General features: G+C 62.5%; 15 protein-coding genes. 10 read left to right on the top strand and 5 right to left on the bottom strand.

Going from position 1 to position 17,063, the window contains the following annotated elements; translation table 11 throughout:
* Positions 1–41 precede the first annotated feature (41 nt).
* On the top strand, positions 42–1,469 hold the full coding sequence (gene gnd / locus NKK51_RS29950; RefSeq protein WP_023812489.1) for an NADP-dependent phosphogluconate dehydrogenase: 1,428 nt from the start codon (positions 42–44) through the stop codon (positions 1,467–1,469).
* 9 nt (positions 1,470–1,478) lie between these two features.
* On the opposite strand, the gene NKK51_RS29945 is transcribed toward gnd, so the two are convergent.
* Complete coding sequence (locus NKK51_RS29945) at positions 1,479–2,534, bottom strand: LacI family DNA-binding transcriptional regulator (protein WP_023812490.1); 1,056 nt, start codon at positions 2,532–2,534, stop codon at positions 1,479–1,481.
* Between the two features lie 402 nt (positions 2,535–2,936).
* On the opposite strand from NKK51_RS29945, the gene NKK51_RS29940 reads away from it, so the two are divergent.
* From NKK51_RS29940 to mgrA, 7 genes are all read left to right on the top strand, one after another.
* Positions 2,937–4,175, top strand: a complete 1,239-nt coding sequence (locus tag NKK51_RS29940; protein WP_023812491.1) for an ABC transporter substrate-binding protein — start codon at positions 2,937–2,939, stop codon at positions 4,173–4,175.
* A gap of 81 nt (positions 4,176–4,256) precedes the next feature.
* Entirely contained in the window at positions 4,257–5,144 is an 888-nt protein-coding gene (locus NKK51_RS29935; protein WP_031213532.1) for a carbohydrate ABC transporter permease, read from the top strand.
* Entirely contained in the window at positions 5,141–6,079 is a 939-nt protein-coding gene (locus NKK51_RS29930) for a carbohydrate ABC transporter permease (protein WP_023812493.1), read from the top strand. Before NKK51_RS29935 ends, NKK51_RS29930 begins: the two co-directional genes overlap by 4 nt.
* Positions 6,080–6,084: 5 nt before the next feature.
* Positions 6,085–7,182, top strand: coding sequence for an ABC transporter ATP-binding protein (locus NKK51_RS29925; protein WP_023812494.1), 1,098 nt, complete (start codon positions 6,085–6,087; stop codon positions 7,180–7,182).
* 53 nt (positions 7,183–7,235) lie between these two features.
* Positions 7,236–7,982 carry a sugar phosphate isomerase/epimerase family protein gene (locus NKK51_RS29920; RefSeq protein ID WP_352555791.1) on the top strand — a complete coding sequence of 249 codons (747 nt, stop codon included), beginning with the start codon at positions 7,236–7,238 and terminating at the stop codon, positions 7,980–7,982.
* A gap of 11 nt (positions 7,983–7,993) precedes the next feature.
* On the top strand, positions 7,994–9,136 hold the full coding sequence (locus NKK51_RS29915; protein ID WP_352555789.1) for a Gfo/Idh/MocA family protein: 1,143 nt from the start codon (positions 7,994–7,996) through the stop codon (positions 9,134–9,136).
* Positions 9,137–9,255: 119 nt separating this feature from the next.
* The gene (gene mgrA, locus NKK51_RS29910) at positions 9,256–10,302 is read left to right on the top strand and encodes an L-glyceraldehyde 3-phosphate reductase (protein ID WP_352555787.1); all 1,047 of its coding nucleotides are present in this window, start codon (positions 9,256–9,258) and stop codon (positions 10,300–10,302) included.
* A gap of 77 nt (positions 10,303–10,379) precedes the next feature.
* On the opposite strand, the gene NKK51_RS29905 is transcribed toward mgrA, so the two are convergent.
* On the bottom strand, positions 10,380–11,477 hold the full coding sequence (locus tag NKK51_RS29905; RefSeq protein ID WP_352555786.1) for a S1 family serine peptidase: 1,098 nt from the start codon (positions 11,475–11,477) through the stop codon (positions 10,380–10,382).
* Positions 11,478–11,826: 349 nt separating this feature from the next.
* On the opposite strand from NKK51_RS29905, the gene NKK51_RS29900 reads away from it, so the two are divergent.
* A complete protein-coding gene (locus NKK51_RS29900) occupies positions 11,827–12,921 on the top strand; it encodes a trypsin-like serine peptidase (RefSeq protein WP_352555784.1) in 1,095 nt (364 codons plus the stop codon).
* A 63-nt stretch (positions 12,922–12,984) separates the two neighbouring features.
* On the opposite strand, the gene NKK51_RS29895 is transcribed toward NKK51_RS29900, so the two are convergent.
* The 3 genes from NKK51_RS29895 to NKK51_RS29885 form a co-directional block, all read right to left on the bottom strand.
* On the bottom strand, positions 12,985–13,692 hold the full coding sequence (locus NKK51_RS29895) for a DUF4760 domain-containing protein (RefSeq protein ID WP_352555782.1): 708 nt from the start codon (positions 13,690–13,692) through the stop codon (positions 12,985–12,987).
* A complete protein-coding gene (locus NKK51_RS29890; protein ID WP_128303232.1) occupies positions 13,689–14,069 on the bottom strand; it encodes a hypothetical protein in 381 nt (126 codons plus the stop codon). The genes NKK51_RS29895 and NKK51_RS29890 overlap by 4 nt, the downstream gene beginning before the upstream one ends.
* A 109-nt stretch (positions 14,070–14,178) precedes the next feature.
* Positions 14,179–16,377 carry a caspase family protein gene (locus tag NKK51_RS29885; protein WP_352555780.1) on the bottom strand — a complete coding sequence of 733 codons (2,199 nt, stop codon included), beginning with the start codon at positions 16,375–16,377 and terminating at the stop codon, positions 14,179–14,181.
* Positions 16,378–16,622: 245 nt separating this feature from the next.
* Between NKK51_RS29885 and NKK51_RS29880 the strand changes: the two genes are divergently transcribed.
* Complete coding sequence (locus NKK51_RS29880; protein ID WP_013529546.1) at positions 16,623–17,027, top strand: Fur family transcriptional regulator; 405 nt, start codon at positions 16,623–16,625, stop codon at positions 17,025–17,027.
* The last annotated feature ends 36 nt before the right edge of the window (positions 17,028–17,063 follow it).

Here is a 17,063-nt window from a genome sequence, read left to right as displayed (position 1 = left end):
AAAACGCGATCTCAACAAAATCCGAAGGCAGGAAAAAAACGATGGAAAAAGCCGAAATCGGCCTGATCGGCCTTGGCACGATGGGCTCCAACCTGGCGCTCAACATCGCCGAGCACGGGCATCGCATCGCCGTCTTCAACCGCACCAGGGCGCGCACGGACGCTTTCATCGAGAATGCCGGCGCGCTCAGGGACATGGTCGTGCCCTGCTACAGCCTGGAAGAGCTTGCCGCCGCGATCCGGCCGCCGCGCCCGATCATCATCATGGTGCTGGCCGGCAAGCCGGTCGACGAACAGATCGCGGCTCTGCGCGGCGTGCTGTCGGCCAACGACATCGTCATCGACGCCGGCAACGCCAATTTCCGCGACACGATGCGGCGCTTCTCCGAGCTTTCCGGCTCGGGTCTCACCTTCATCGGCATGGGCGTGTCCGGCGGCGAGGAGGGTGCGCGCCACGGACCGTCGATCATGGTCGGCGGCACGGAGGACTCATGGAAACGCGTCGAGAAGGTGCTGACGGCGATCTCCGCCAAGTTCAAGGACGAACCCTGCGCGGCATGGCTCGGCACCGACGGCGCCGGACATTTCGTCAAGACCATCCATAACGGCATCGAATATGCCGACATGCAGATGATCGCGGAGATCTACGGCATCCTGCGCGACGGCCTGGGCATGGACCCGAAGGAGATCGGCACGGTGTTCGCCAACTGGAACAAGGGCCGGCTCAATTCCTACCTGATCGAGATCACCGCCAAGGTGCTGGCATCAGACGATCCGAAGACCGGCAAGCCGGTGGTCGACATCATCCTTGATCGCGCCGGCCAGAAGGGCACCGGCAAATGGTCTGTCATCGAGGCGCAGCAGCTCGGCATCCCGGCCACCGCGATCGAGGCGGCGGTGGCGGCGCGCGTTCTATCGTCGATCAAGGACGAGCGGCTGGCGGCGGAAAAGGCCTATGGCAACATCGGCGTGACGAAGATTTCCGGTGACAAGGACGCCTTGCTGAAAGATCTGGAACTGGCGCTGTTCGCCGGCAAGATCGCCGCCTACGCCCAAGGTTTTGCGGTGATGAGCGGCGCCTCCAAGGAATTCAACTGGAACCTGCCAATGCCGACCATCGCCAGGATCTGGCGCGCCGGCTGCATCATCCGCTCGCAGATGCTCGACACCATGGCGGAGGCCTTCAGCAAGGGCGGCGCCTCGACCAACCTGCTGATGGCCCCGGCCTTCATTGCGCTGATGCAGGAAGCGCATCCGTCGCTGCGGCGCATCGTGGCGAGGGCTTCGGAGGCCGGCTCGCCGGTTCCGGCGCTGTCTTCCGCACTTGCCTATTTCGACAGCTACCGCCAGGGCCGCGGCACGTCGAACCTGATCCAGGCGCAGCGCGACTTTTTCGGCGCGCACGGCTTCGAGCGTATCGACGACAAAGGCGCGTTCCATGGGCCGTGGGGAAGCGGTGCGGCTGGTTAGCCCAAGGGCCTAAACGGAAACCGGCGGGCTGAACGCCCGAACCTCGCTGGTGGCGACCAGGCGCTGCAACGAGCCGGGTGCGGCGCCGCCGATCCAGCCGAGCACGGAGCGGGCGAGATCGGAGCCGGCCAGGCGGAAGTTCTCGTTGACGACGAGCAATTCCGGCCGGAACAGGTGCAACAGGTCCGACGACTGCTTGGACACGACATCGACGTCGCGGCCAAGCTTGAGGCCGGCATCCTCGATGCCGGCGACGATCGCCAGTGTCGCGGCGGCAGCGCTGCTGACGAAGCCGTCCGGCCTGTTCTCGCGGCGCATCACCTGCGCGGTTCTGGTCCTGATCTGCTCGATCGTGTGATCGATGGAAACGGTGTTGAACGGAATTTCGCTGGCTCCGACCTCGCTTAGCGCATCGGCAAAGCCGTTCAGCGTGTGGCCATAATAGGTCAGCCCGGGCGGCGGCGACAGAAGCGCCAGCTTGTGCCTGCCCATGCTCGCCAGGCGGCGCACGGCTTCCATCGCGAAAACATGGTTGTCGAAGTCATGGTAGGGATGGACGAGGCCCATGTCGGTGCGCCCATGCGTGGCAAAGGGCATGCCGTGCTCGAGCATGTAGCGGGCGCGCGGATCGTTCGGTTGGGTGCGCGAAATGATGACTCCGTCGGCCGAGCCGGTCTCGACGAGATAGCGGATCGGCTCCATCGGATCCTGCGAGCGGGAATAGGGCGTGACGATCAGGTGATAGGGCGTTTCGGCGAGCACTTCCGAAACGCCGTAGATGATGTCCGAGACGAAGCTCATGATCTCGCGGTCGGTGTTGAGCACGAGGCTGATGACATTGGTCCTGCCGGTGCGCAGACGCACGCCGGCGCGGTTCGGCCGGTAGCCGATCTGCTTGGCGACGAGCTGGACGCGACGCCTGGTTTCGGCGCCGATTTCCGGGGCATCCTTCAAGGCGCGTGACACAGTGGTGACGCCGAGCCCGGTCATGAAGGCAAGCGTCTTCAACGTCGGCCGTCCCTGTGCCGAGGTCTCCCCGTTCTTGTCCGTACGCTGTCTGTCCATTCGTCCCGCCCGTCAGGCGCATAGCAGCCGCGAGCCATGTCGGCAATCGCCGCCATAGCGGTACGATATGCGTTCCAGCCCCGGCAAAGCTCAATATACTGAAACGTTACAGATTGCCATATCGAGTTACATGTCCATCGCCACGAGGTGGATGGTTCTTTTGCGAAACGCATTGGGATTCCAGGAGAAATCGCCTCTGCCGCCGCCTTTTGTCCGTATCAGGCGGCATTTCGGTGTTTGCGCCGCAGCAAACCATGCTGCAGTGCATGGGAAGCGCGATCATTCATGCGAATTTGTTCGCGGTCCGAAAAAATATCGAGGGCGCTTCGTTGATGGGTTGCACAGCCCGCGCAATTGCCGTATCGAAAATCTGTAACGTTTCAGATTCTGGGAGGAGCCGAAATGCGATACAAACTTTTGACCGCTGCGCTGGCAGCGACGGCCGCGTTGCAGTTTGCCGGCCAGGCGGCCGCGACGGACCTGGAAGTCACCCATTGGTGGACGTCGGGCGGCGAGGCGGCGGCGGTTGCGGAACTTGCCAAGGCATTCGATGCAACCGGCAACCACTGGGTGGATGGCGCCATTGCCGGCTCCGGCGGCACGGCGCGGCCAATCATGATCAGCCGCATCACCGGTGGCGATCCGATGGGCGCCACGCAGTTCAACCATGGCCGGCAGGCGGAGGAACTGGTGCAGGCCGGCCTGATGCGCGACCTCACCGACGTCGCCACCAAGGGCAAGTGGACTGATGTCGTCCGGCCGAAGAGCCTGCTCGACGGCTGCACCATCGACGGCAAGATCTACTGCGTGCCCGTCAACATCCATTCCTGGCAGTGGCTGTGGCTGTCCAACGAAGCCTTCGCGAAGGCCGGCGTGCCGTTGCCGAAGGACTGGAATGAATTCGTGGCGGCAGCGCCGGCGCTGGAAAAGGCCGGCATCATCCCGCTCGCCGTCGGCGGTCAGGCCTGGCAATCCTCCGGTGCCTTCGACGTCCTGCTTGCGGCTGTGGGCGGTACGGACACATTCCTCAAGGTCTACAAGGACAAGGATGCCAAGTTCGCCGCCGGGCCCGAAGTCGCCAAGGTCTTCAAGGCCGCGGACGATGCCCGCAAGATGGCGAAGAACACCAATGTGCAGGACTGGAACCAGGCGACCAACCTGGTCATCACCGGCAAGGCCGCTGGCCAGATCATGGGCGACTGGGCGCAGGGCGAGTTCCAGGTTGCCGGCAAGACCGCCGGCAAGGATTATACCTGCCTGCCGGGCCTTGGGCTGAACGAGGTCATAGCCACGGGCGGTGACGCCTTCTATTTCCCGCTGCTCAAGGATGCCGACAAGAGCAAGGCGCAGGAGGTGCTGGCCGAGACGCTGCTCGATCCCAAGACGCAGGTTGCCTTCAATCTAAAGAAGGGATCCCTGCCGGTGCGCGGCGACGTCGATCTCAATGCGGCCAACGACTGCATGAAGAAGGGCCTCGCCATTCTTGCCAAGGGCGCCGTCATGCCGTGGACGGACCAACTGCTTTCACAGGACACCCAGAAACAGAAGGAAGACCTTTTCGCCGAATTCTTCGCCAAGCCGGAACTGACCATCGAAGACGCGCAGAAGCGCTTCGCCGACCTCATCGCTTCGGCGGACTGACGCTGGAGGCAACCCGCCTCATTCCCGGCCTTGCGAATGCAGGGCCGGGAATGCACCGCCCTTACCCAGCCGGCTGACGAGATGAGCAAGAGCGAACGCCCCAACCTTCTGTTCCGCAACCTCAATGCGAAGGTCGCCTCGATCCCGATGATCCTCACCGCCATGGTGGTTTTCGTCGGCGGCACCGTTTGGACGGTGCTCTATTCCTTCACCAATTCGAAGCTCCTGCCGCGCCTGAATTTCGTCGGGCTCGACCAGTATTACCGCCTGTGGGCGGCGCCGCGCTGGCTGATCTCGATCGAGAACCTGTTGATCTACGGCGCGATCTCCCTGGTGTTCTCGCTGGTCATCGGTTTTCTGCTTGCCGCGCTGCTCGATCAGAAGATCCGCTTCGAGGACACGTTCCGCACGATCTTCCTCTATCCTTTCGCGCTCTCCTTCATCGTCACCGGCCTGGTCTGGCAGTGGTTGCTCAATCCGGATTTCGGCATCCAGCATGTCGTGCGGGACTTGGGCTGGACGAGCTTCAGCTTCGACCCGCTCTACAATTCCAGCATCGTCATCTACGGCATATCGATCGCTGCGCTGTGGCAAGGCACCGGGCTCATCATGTGCCTGATGCTGGCCGGCCTGCGCGGTATCGACGAAGACATCTGGAAGGCGGCGCGCGTGGATGGGATCCCGATGTGGAAGACCTATCTGTTCATCGTCATCCCGATGATGCGGCCGGTCTTCATCACCACGCTCGTCATCATCGCTTCCGGCATCGTCAAGGTCTATGACCTGGTCGTGGCCCAGACCAGCGGCGGCCCGGGCATCGCATCCGAAGTGCCGGCCAAATACGTCTACGACTATATGTTCTTCGCCCAGAACCTCGGCCAGGGTTTTGCCGCCTCGACCATGATGCTGCTCTCGGTGGTGACCGTCATCGTGCCTTGGGCCTATCTCGAGTTCGGGCGACGCAAATGAGCATTGCAGACATCACCGCTCAAGCAAGCACTGCCGCCGGCGCGCGCCAGGACATCGCCGGGCCCTACGGTCCAAAGCCGCGCCGCGTGATTTCGCGCCGCAACGTCTTCCTCTACGGCACATTGTTCGTCATGGCGGTCTACTACCTCTTGCCGCTCTATGTCATGGTCGTCACCTCACTCAAGGGCATGCCGGAGATCCGGCTCGGCAACATCTTCTCACCGCCGCTCGAGATCACCTTCGAGCCGTGGGTCAAGGCGTGGTCAACGGCCTGCACCGGCCTTAACTGCGACGGGCTCTCGCGCGGTTTCTGGAATTCGGTGCGGATCACCGTGCCGTCGGTGCTGCTGTCGATCGCCATCGCCTCGGTGAATGGTTATGCACTGGCCAATTGGCGCTTCAAGGGCGCCGACACGTTCTTCATCATCCTGATCGTCGGCGCCTTCATTCCCTACCAGGTGATGATCTATCCGATCGTCATCATCCTGCGCGAAATCGGCCTCTACGGCAGCCTCAGCGGGCTGGTGATCGTCCATTCCATTTTCGGCATGCCGATCCTGACGCTGCTGTTCCGCAATTATTTCGCATCGATGCCGGAAGAGCTGTTCCGGGCGGCACGCGTCGACGGCGCCGGCTTCTGGGGCATCTTCCTGCGCATCATGCTGCCGATGTCGCTGCCGATCTTCGTCGTCGCCATCATCCTGCAGGTGACCGGCATCTGGAACGACTTCCTGTTCGGCGTCGTCTACACCCGCCCCGACACCTATCCGATGACGGTGCAGCTCAACAACATCGTCAATTCGGTGCAAGGCGTGAAGGAGTACAACGTCAACATGGCCGCAACCATCCTGACCGGGCTTGTGCCGCTGATCGTCTACTTCATTTCCGGCAAGCTTTTCGTACGCGGCATCGCCGCCGGCGCGGTGAAGGGGTGATGGCGATGACGGCAGCCAACGATACCAGCGTTTCGATCCAGGACCTGTCGCTGAATTTCGGCGCGGTGACCGTCCTGGAGACGCTCAATCTCGATGTCGCCGATGGCGAGTTCATCGTGCTGCTCGGGCCGTCCGGCTGCGGCAAGTCGACCTTGCTCAACTGCATTGCCGGCCTGCTCGATGTCTCCGAAGGCCGCATCTTCATCAAGGGCAAGAACGTCACCTGGGAAGAGCCCAAGGACCGCGGCATCGGCATGGTGTTCCAGTCCTATGCGCTCTATCCGCAAATGACGGTGGAGAAGAACCTGTCCTTCGGGCTGCGTGTCGCCGGCACGCCAAGAGAAGAGATCGCCAAGCGGATCGCGCGGGCGGCTGAAATCCTGCAGATCGAGCCGCTGCTGCAGCGTAAGCCGGCCGCACTTTCCGGCGGCCAGCGCCAGCGCGTCGCCATCGGACGGGCGCTGGTGCGCGATGTCGACGTGTTCCTGTTCGACGAGCCGCTGTCCAATCTCGATGCCAAGCTGCGCGCCGAACTGCGCGTCGAGATCAAGCTGCTGCATCGCAAGCTGCAGAACACCATGATCTACGTCACCCACGACCAGATCGAGGCGATGACGCTGGCCGACCGTATCGCGGTGATGAAGGGCGGCGTCATCCAGCAGCTCGATGCGCCGCAGACCATCTACAACCGTCCGGTCAACCGCTTCGTCGCCGGCTTCCTCGGCTCGCCCGCAATGAACTTCGTCGATGGCCGTCTGGAAGACGCGGACGGCGGCTGGCGGTTCGCGGCCGAGGATATCAAGATCCCGCTCGGCACTTACGACTTTGCCAAGCCTCCGGCTCCCGGCCCCGTCACATTCGGTATCAGGCCCGAGCATGTCAGTCTGAACAGTGGCACCGGCTGGCCGTTCTCGATAGCCGCCAATGTCGAGGTGGTCGAGCCCATGGGCTCCGACACGCTGGTCTGGCTGAAGCTTGCCCAGCAGAATTTCAGCGTCCGGGTGACCTCGGAACGCACGCCCAAGAACGACGAGGCGGTGACGCTTGGCTTCGATCCGATGCGCGCCTCGCTTTTCGACACCGCAACCGGCACACGCATCTAGCTTCCGAGAACCAACCTTCCAACGACAATCCCCAAGTGAAACGGACAGAGACGATGAATTGGTCATTCCAACTTTACAGCGCCCGCAATTTCCAACCCTGGGACGGTGTGCTCGCCACGCTCGGCAAGCTCGGCTACGCTCAGGTCGAAGGTTTTGGCGGCGTCTATGATGATCCCGAGGCATTCCGTGCCGAGCTCGACAAGAACGGGCTTGCCATGCCGACTGGGCATTTCTCGATCGACGCTCTCGAGAACGATTTCGACGGCGTGCGCAGAACCGCCGACGCACTCGGTATCACGCTGCTCATCTGCCCTTTCCTGATGCCCGACCAGCGGCCATCCGACGCCGCCGGCTGGAGCGGCTTTGGTGAGCGTCTGGCAAAGGTCGGCGACGCCGCGAAAAAGGCTGGCTACGGCTTTGCCTGGCACAACCATGATTTCGAGTTCAAGAAACTTGCCGACGGATCGGTGCCGCAGGACCACATCCTGTCATCCGCGCCCGATGTCAGCTGGGAGATGGACGTTGCCTGGGTGGTGCGCGGCGGCGATGATCCGTTGCCGTGGATCGAGAAACACGGCAAGCGCATCAGTGCCGTCCACGTCAAGGACATGGCCAAGCCCGGCGAGGGGCTGGATGAGGATGGCTGGTCGGATGTCGGCCATGGCACCATCGACTGGGCCGGTCTGATCAGGGTGCTGCGTGCCAAGAGTGCTGCCCAATACTACGTCATGGAACAGGACAACCCCAACGACATCGAGCGTTTCGCCCGCCGCTCCATCGCAGCCGCCAAAACCTATTAGGAGCAATCAGCATGGCAAAGAAACTTGGCATCGGCGTCATCGGCTGCGGCAACATCTCGAAAGCGTATTTTTCGCTGGCGCCGCTGTTTCGCGGCATCGAGATGCGTGCCTGCGCCGACATCAACATGGAGGCGGCCAGGGCTCGGGCGAAGGAGTTCAAGCTGCGCGCCGAGACCGTCGAAGACCTGCTCAGGGCCGACGACATCGACATCATCGTCAACCTGACCATCCCGGCGGTGCATTATGAGGTGTCGAAGCAGATACTCGACGCCGGCAAGCACGTTTATTCGGAAAAACCGTTCGTGCTGTCGGTCAAGGAAGGGCTCGACCTTAAGAAGCGGGCGCAGAAAAAGGGTCTTCGGATCGGCTCGGCGCCAGACACTTTCCTCGGCGGCGCGCACCAGCTGGTGCGCAACCTGATCGACACCGGCAAGCTTGGCAAGGTCACGAGTGGTACCTGTCATGTCATGGGCCACGGCATGGAGCATTGGCACCCCAATCCGGATTTCTTCTTCCAGCCGGGCGCCGGTCCCGTGCTCGATATCGGGCCTTACTACATCACCAATCTGATCCAGCTGATCGGACCGGTGAAACAGGTCGCGGCCTTCGCGACGACGCCGGCCAAGGAGCGGACGATCAGTTCAAAGCCGCGCGCGGGTGAAAAGATACCGGTCAACACGCCGACGACCATCCATGGGCTGCTGGAGTTCGAGAACGGTGCCGTTATAACGCTCATCACCAGCTGGGACGTCTGGGCCCACGGCCACGCGCCGATGGAACTCTATGGCGAGGCGGGTACGGTGTTCGTGCCGGACCCGAACTTCTTCGGTGGTGACGTTCGCTTCACCGACGCGGCCAAGCCGGTCAAGAAGCTGCCGAACTGGCCGCATCCGTTCGGCGTGCCCAACGAGATGCATTCGCAAGGCATGATGGCCAACTACCGCACATCGGGCCTCGCCGACATGGCGGTGGCGATCGCGGAAGGCCGGCCGCACCGCTGTTCGATGGAGCTGGCGCTGCACGCCGTCGACGTGATGACCGGCCTGTTGCGCTCCGGCGAAACCGGCAAGTTCGTCGCCATGCAGACCACCTGCGAACGGCCGGCGGCACTTGGCGTCAAGGAAGCCAAGGAGCTTTTGGCGAAGAAGAAGTAGTCCGTGCACCTCAAACCTCTCCCCGTTCCGACGGGGAGGGGGTAAGGGTGAGGGACAGAGCCGACTCGCCGCGCTGTCGCGATGCAGCCGACCGGCCGTTTCCATTTGAGGATTTTCCGATGCCCTACACGCCTGCCGAAAACCGCTATGGAAAGATGATCTACAACCGCTGTGGCCGCTCCGGCCTGAAGCTGCCGGCAATCTCGCTGGGGTTGTGGCATAATTTCGGCAACGACACGCCGCACAGGACCAAGCAGGCGATCGCGCGCAAGGCCTTCGACCTCGGCATCACGCATTTCGACCTCGCCAACAATTACGGTCCGCCGCCCGGTTCTGCCGAGGCCGCTTTCGGCGAAATCCTGCGCACCGACTTCGCCGCCTACCGCGACGAACTGATCATCTCGACGAAGGCCGGCTACGAAATGTGGGCCGGTCCCTACGGCGAATGGGGCGGGCGCAAATACATTCTGGCCAGCCTCGACCAGAGCCTGAAGCGCATGGGGCTCGACTATGTCGATATCTTCTATTCGCATCGTTTCGATCCCGACACGCCGCTGGAAGAAACGATGGGTGCGCTCGACCATGCCGTGCGCTCGGGCAAGGCGCTCTATGCCGGCATCTCGTCCTACAATTCGCAGCGCACGCGCGAGGCCGCCGATATCTTGAAGCAGCTTGGCACGCCTTGCGTCATCCACCAGCCGAGCTATTCGATGCTGAACCGCTGGGTGGAGGAAGACGGCCTGCTCGACACGCTCGAAGGGCTCGGTGTCGGCTCCATCGTGTTCTCGCCGCTGGCGCAAGGCATGCTGACCAACAAGTATCTCGGCGGCATTCCGGACGGCAGCCGCGCCTCCCAGGGCAAGTCGCTGAAGACAGCCTTCATCAACGACAAGACCATCGCCAACATAAAAGCGCTCGACGCCATCGCCAGCAAGCGCGGACAGACGCTGGCGCAGATGGCGCTGGCCTGGGTGCTGCGCAAGGGGAGGGTGACCTCGGCGCTGATCGGTGCCAGCCGGCCGGAGCAGGTCGAGGACTGCGTCGGCGCGCTCAAGGTGCTCGACTTCAGCGATGCCGAACTCGCCGAGATCGATACCTATGCCCGGGAGTCCGATATCAATCTGTGGGCAGCTTCGGCCGAGCGCAAAGGTCCGCCGCGAAAATAAGTCCTCTCGATAAGCCGGCAAACAAAAAGCGGCGGGAACATCTCCCGCCGTTTTGCTTGAAAGCGAATAGCCCTGCTTCAGGGCGTGGCTGGTTTCTGGGCGGTGCCCAGTCCCGCCTTGGGCTTTGCCGGTGCCGGAGCCGAGGTCTTCATCTTCGCCTCGATCCAGCCGGTGTAGTTGGCCAGCCGCGTGTAGATGCCGTAGGCGTCCTTGTGGCCGCAGGCCGCACTGCCGTCCGCCGGGCCTTCGCCCCAGCTGACGACGCCGATTTGGACCGGGCCTTCGGCACCGGTCATGAACAGCGGGCCGCCACTGTCGCCGTTGCAGGCATCGCGCACGCCGCTGGTGGTGCCGGCGCAGATCATGTTGCCGGTCAGCGGGTCGGTCATGTCGGCGGCGATCGCATTGGCCGCCGCGTCGATGCCTTTTTCCGAATAGCGCATACGGCGGGACAGATCACCGAGCGCTGCCTTCAGATCACGCGCATAGATGGCCTTGATGCCGCTGTTGCAGGCCTGGTTGGGCTGCAGGTCGAGATCGGCGACCATCAGCGTGGTCGGAAAGGTGCCGTCCTGCATCTTGCCCCAGCCGGTGACGGTCGTCTTGCCGGTGTCGGGCGTTGCCTCATGGGCGACCTTGATGGTCGGAGCGTCGGCCGGTTCGGCAAGCCGGAGCAGGCCGATGTCGTTGTCCAGCGTCTGCTCGCTGTAGCCTTCGTTGACGATGACCTCCACGACCTTGTGGCGCTTGCCCTCGCTGAGATCGGTGGCGCCGGTCAGCACGGTGACGCTCTCCGGCGAAATAGGCTGGCCCTTGTCGTTGAGGCAGTGTGCCGCCGTCAGCACCCATTCAGGCGCGATCAGGCTGCCGCCGCAGAACTGTGCATTGGCCTGCGAGGCCGGGTTCTCGTCCAGCCTGTCGGTGGTGAGCAGCGCGACCTGGAACGGATAGGCCCCCTTTTCGGCCTGGTTGCCGCCATAGACGCGGTCGGCGCCGTCGGGGTTCTCCGCCGCGGCCTTCGCCCTGGCTTCCGTCACGCGCTTCATTGGCGAGACCGCTGCCTCCGGTCGGGCGGCGCCTTCGTCCGCTTCGGCAGTGTTGGCGGCCGCAAGGGCTGCGGCGATGCCGAGCAAAGACGCGGCGGCGATCGGCCTGAACCGATGGATGATGTGCACCTGAAATCCTCCTGAGACACGTTCCCGAACGAGCCAGCCCCGGCGCATGATCAACGAACCAGTCGCCGGCAAGCAGGCGTTGCTTCGCGGATCGCGTTCCCGTGCGGAACCCACTCAAAACCCTATAGCCCCCCATGGGCTACGTGGAAGCGATTTGTCATTCCAATGTTGTATTAATTTAGGCAATATATCCGCGCGGGTGTCTTTGGCGGGGGCCTTCGACAGACCGCATGGGGTAATGATCAGGTTCAGACGTCGGTAACCAAACTCATTTTTCGGCTTCACCACGATCTCGACAATATTTCTGTATTTTGATCCAGTCCTTGCTGACTTTTGGGAGAGTCTCACCATGACAAAACTGACAAACGCACTTATTGCGTCCGCATTGCTTTCCACCGCAATGTGGGCGGCCCCGGTTTTCGCCGCCGATCCTGGCTCCGCCAGTGCCGGCAATGGCGAAAGCATGCGGGACGTGACTTCAGGCGACTACAAGCCCGGGCGGGCAAAGCCAATCGCACCACCGAAGCTGACTGACGAAGACAGCCGCGCCGCGCCGCTTGCTGACGAGGCGACGGCTGTCAAATCCTATGGCATCGTCGGACGGTCCGCCGATGGCAAGGAGATCAAGATCGAGCCGAGCGAAGCGCTGCGGGACCTGATCATCAAGGAACTGAATGCGCCGGCCAATGGAAAAGACGGGGCTGAGCGCAAGACCGAGGATCCGGATTTTGGCGAAGGCGAAGCCGGCCGCCAGGTTTTCGGCACTGATGATCGCGAGCAGGTCAAGAACACCAAGACCTATCCGTTCTCGGCAATAGGCTATCTCGAAGCCAAGTCGCCGAAGACGGGCAGCTTCGGCAGTTGTTCGGCAACGCTGATCGGCCCGCGCACGGTGCTCACCGCGGCGCACTGCCTCTACAGCCATGAGGACAAGGACTGGCTCTCGGACTATCTGTTCGTGCCGGGTCTCAACGGCAGCACAGCCGACGACGCACCGTTCGGCGCCTTCTCCTTTGAAAGCGCCTATGTGCTGCAAGGCTTCATCGACAACTACCAGGGCTATTATGGTTCGGTGCTGCTGTGGGATCTCGGCATCGTCACGCTGAAGCAGGATGTCGGCACCAACCTCGGCTGGCTGGGCTATGCCAATTATGACGATCTCGGCGACTTCACCGCCAACCTCGTCGGCTATCCCGGCGACAAGCCGATGGGTACGATGTGGAAGGCAAACTGCGAAGTGCATGCCGAGAATATCGCCCCGGAATATTTCCAGTATGACTGCGATACGTTCCCGGGGTCGAGCGGCAGCTCGGTCTATGCCTACGACAACAAGGCCAAGCAGCGCATCATCACCGGTGTCAACGTGGCGGAGAGCCCTGACGCGAACACCGCCGTGCGTCTGAACGCCGCCAACGTCCAGTGGATCAACAGCCTGTATAAGTAATCGCTGCGCATTGGCGGTGGAGACAAGGGCGGCGGCGCAATCCCGCCGCCTTTTTTCGTGCCGCTATTTGGCTTCGGGCGCGGGCGGCCCGCTACGCACATAGTTCTCGATTGCCGAAGCGAAAGTGGGAGAACCCGCCTTGCGCTGCTTATCTATGTAGCCGGCAAAATAGCTCCAGAAAGAGACGGCATAGTCACGGAAATAGGCATCGGTCACTTTGCGCGAACACAAATCGCCGTCGATGCAGAAGGACAGCCGGTTGAGGAAATAGACGATGCGATCGAAATTCTCGCTGAAATCGGCGAGCGGCATGTCGCCGCCGGAGGCGGTCATCGCCTCGATGCCGATGCGTTGCCGGAACACCTGCTCCTCGGTCGGCGAGGGGTTGGCGCTGAGCAGATTGTCATATTTGGCGTTGAGCGCCGTCAGACGATCTTTCAGCGCGCGCTGCGCCTGCTGGTAGTCCTTGTTCTCCCAAAGTTCGACAAGCGACATGGTCTGCTCGACACGCTTCTGCTCTTGGTTGGCCAGGAACTGGTAGACCGAGAACATCAAGGTGAAGATGATGGCGAGACGCACGGCCATGCCCGACCAGGCATAGACCAGCATCCGCCAATCGCGGTCTGTGAAGGGGTTGCTCTCCTTCTTGATCTCGTGGCTGCTTGGCCACGGGAAACCCTCGGTGGTTTCCTGCAGGGCCGGTTTGCCGGCCTGCGCTTTCGCGGGTGCGGTCATTGCTGTCTGCCTGGTGTTGCCCGTCGGCTTCTTCATCCGCAGCTGTCCAGTTCAATGGTGGCGGAGGGATCAAGCACAATGCCCGGCGTCTCCAGCTTCTTTTTCAGGCATTGCAACTGCAGGCGCGAAATCATGAACTGTACGTCAGGCTCCGCCGCCCCCTTGTTCGGGGACGGCAAGGCTTCGACGACGCCACGCGAGGCGCAGTTGCTGAGATCGACGACAACCGCGTCGCTGCCGCTTTTGGCGAACTGGTCGTATTGATCGAGAAAACACGTCGCCAGTTCCGAATTGGTGACGATCTGCTTGACGCACAGGCCGCAGGCCTCGTCCGCCGAAGCGTTGGCGATCAGCAACAGGCCGCCGGCAAGGCCGGCTAGCGTTCCACGCCAGGAAAACACAGAATTCTTCACAATCGATCCTATCCGTTTCATCCGCCGTCATGCGTCAGCGGCCGGGAATGTTCTCATATCGCGCCGATCGCGCAAGAGCCGCCGCAGAGCCCTGCGCGCCGGCATCCGCTCAGGCGCGCGGTACCGTCTCCATCGGGAAGATCATCACCGCGCCTTTCGGGCCGCTCTTGTCGGCAAGCCGCATCACCGAGCGGGTTGCCGGCGCCATGCCGAGATCGGTCAGCATGTCGGAGAAGCTGGCAGAGCCCATTCCGCGTGTCGCCGAGGCGACGCCGTCCTGTGCCAGGAAGCTCAGATCCTGCTTCTCGCTCTCCGGCGGCGCCTCGGTCAAAACCGCGATCATCCGTTCCATGCCGAAGCTGGTGTCGGTGAAAGCCAGCAGCCCCTCTTCGAGTATGGCTTGCGGGGCGAGGCGTTCGGCAACGATATGGGTGATCGAATAGTCGCTGCCGACATAGAGCACGTTGATGTCGACCAGCAGATCCGAGCCGTTCTTGGCCAGCACATGCACTTCGTCGCCCGGCGAGACGCGCGGCACAACCGAAGCCTGCAGCGGTTCGAGGCCATCCTTGTCGCGACGTTTGACCTGGAACTGGACGTCGACGTCCTCGGGCCTGTAGTCCGAGGCCGCCGCCAGCCGCGAAAGCCCGGTGGCGCGGAAGATGGTGCGCAGGTTCCTGGCCGTTGCATCGATCAGCTTCTGGCGGTCGTGAATGATGATCAGCGGCGGTTTGCCGCCGTCCTTCAGGCTCACGTCGCCCGACGCCGGCAGGAACCACAGCGCCGGCTTATCGGTCGCATCCTTGGCGGCGCCGGGAACGGCATTCTCGCGCATCACCGCGAGGCGGAGGTCGGCGCTCTTGCCGGGCTCGACCAGCTCGATGTTGAAGCCGGTCTCCCTGGCTATGGCCAGTTCGTCGAGAACCGCATTGACCAGAGCGGTTTCCTTCTCAAGTCCCTTGGCCGCGGCCGGCCGCGCCAAGACGAGCTTGTAGTCGACGGCGATCTCCGCCGCCCGCGCATAGGCGTTGGCGGGAATGTCGACGACTTTGAGCGCCGGTTTCTTGTCGAACTCGACCGGCTTGACGCGGCTTTCCAGGTTTTTTGCCGACTGCACTTCCAAAAATCCGACAGCGTCGGACAGCGGCGACAGCGCCGACGGCAGGATGGCGAGCTTGCTGCCGGGGGTGAGGCGGTGCAGCAGGCCGGCGCCGATTGTCGCTTCGCCGTCCTTGATGACGACAGGCCACTGCATGACCGCGTCTGTCTTGTCGGTGCCGAACACCCGCGCATCCAGTTCGCCCTCGAACAGCGGTGTCGGCCGGGTGCGGCTGTCGGCCGAATATTGCTGCAGCACGGCCTGGCCGAGCTGGCGATAGGTGACGTTGGGATTCTCGGCCAGTTTCGACAGGATGGTGAAGGTGAACAGGCCGAACCGCAGCGCATCCGCGATGCCCTTGGGCAGCGGCATTTCCGGTGTCGTCTCCACCGTCTGCGCGGCATAGAAGGCGACCAGTTTGCCCTTGGTGATCGGTTCGCCACCGGTCGGCGTCAGGGTGAAGGCGGGCTTGCGCGTGCCATTGTCGTCGACGCCGCGCGAGCCGGCGACCGAAATCACCTCGTCATAGGCCTTGATCGCGGCAGCCCGCTCGGCCTCGTTGCCGCCGACCAGGTCGGCGAACTCGACCTTGCGCTCCAACTCGTCATCGACCTCAACGGCGCGTGTCGCGGTGCCGGAATGGCAGCAGTCGAAGACAACCCAGACGAAAGCACCCTTGTCGCGGATGGCGTCGAGTGCCGCGCCGATCTCGTTGTCGATCAGCGCATTGGGCACGCCGGCATCGCGGTTGATCCATTTTCCGATATCCACGGGCAGGAAGATCTCGTCGAGCCCGTCGGTTTCGTCGCCCTTGACCATCTGCGGCTGCTGGGCGCCGTGACCGGACAGATGCAGATAGACGAAATCGTCGCGCTGAACCTTGGCGGCAAGGTCGGCCAATGCGGCCTTGATGGCCGCATGGGTCGGCAGGCCACTGGCGCCGGGGACATCCTTGGCGAGCAGCGTGACGTTCTCCGGCGCGAACCGCACCGGGTCGGGCACATTCTTCAGGAGATAGTCGCGGACGAGGGCTGCATCGTTCTTCGGCCCGACCAGCCAATTCCTCTGCGGAAGGTTGGGATATTCGGTGCAGGCGACCAGCAGCGCATGATAGGTGCGCGATGCGGCCATGGTCCGGAACGACACCATGCCGGCCATGGTCAAAGCGGACGTGCCGACCAGCAGCGTCCGCCGCGTCAATTTGATCATGATTGCTTCCCCAAGCCCGACCGAAATTCCAAGCGCGGCAATCCTCGCTGAAGATATTGTCAGTATTTTGAACGTTACATCGCAGAGCAACCTGCCTGTTGCCCCGCTCCGATCGATGTTCTCGACCGCCTTGCGGGCAGAATGCTGGAAACAGTAGCAAAAATGCCTGTTCGTCGCTATCTGGATGGGTACATGGATAGTTTGTGCGCGGCGCAAGCGACGGAAGGCGAGTTGGAAACAGGATCATGGCGGCAAGGGATGTGCTGACGAAGAACCAGCTGTGCGTGCTCGAGAAACTCGAGACCGCCAGCGGACCGCTCAGTGCCTATACCTTGCTCGACCAACTGCGCGAGCGCGGTTTTCGCGCGCCTCTGCAGGTCTATCGAGCGCTCGACACGCTGGTGAAGTCAGGTTTCGTGCACCGGCTCGAAAGCATCAATTCTTTCGTCGCCTGCGCCGAGCCGCACGACCACAGCCATTCGATGACCGCCTTCGCGATATGCGACACATGTGGGCAGGTGACCGAAATGTCCGACCACGATGTCGGCCACAGCTTGGACGAATGGGTGCGCTCGACAGGCTTCGCCGCCAAGAAGGCGGTGATCGAGTTTCGCGGGACGTGTGCCAAGTGTTTGGCGGAAGCGGCGTGAAGCCAAGTCAGGCGTGAAGAAACCTTCGATGCTGGC

This window comes from Mesorhizobium sp. M0011 (genome assembly GCF_040324155.1).
Classification (GTDB): Bacteria; Pseudomonadota; Alphaproteobacteria; order Rhizobiales; family Rhizobiaceae; genus Mesorhizobium.
This window is presented reverse-complemented; position numbering and strand designations above follow the sequence as displayed.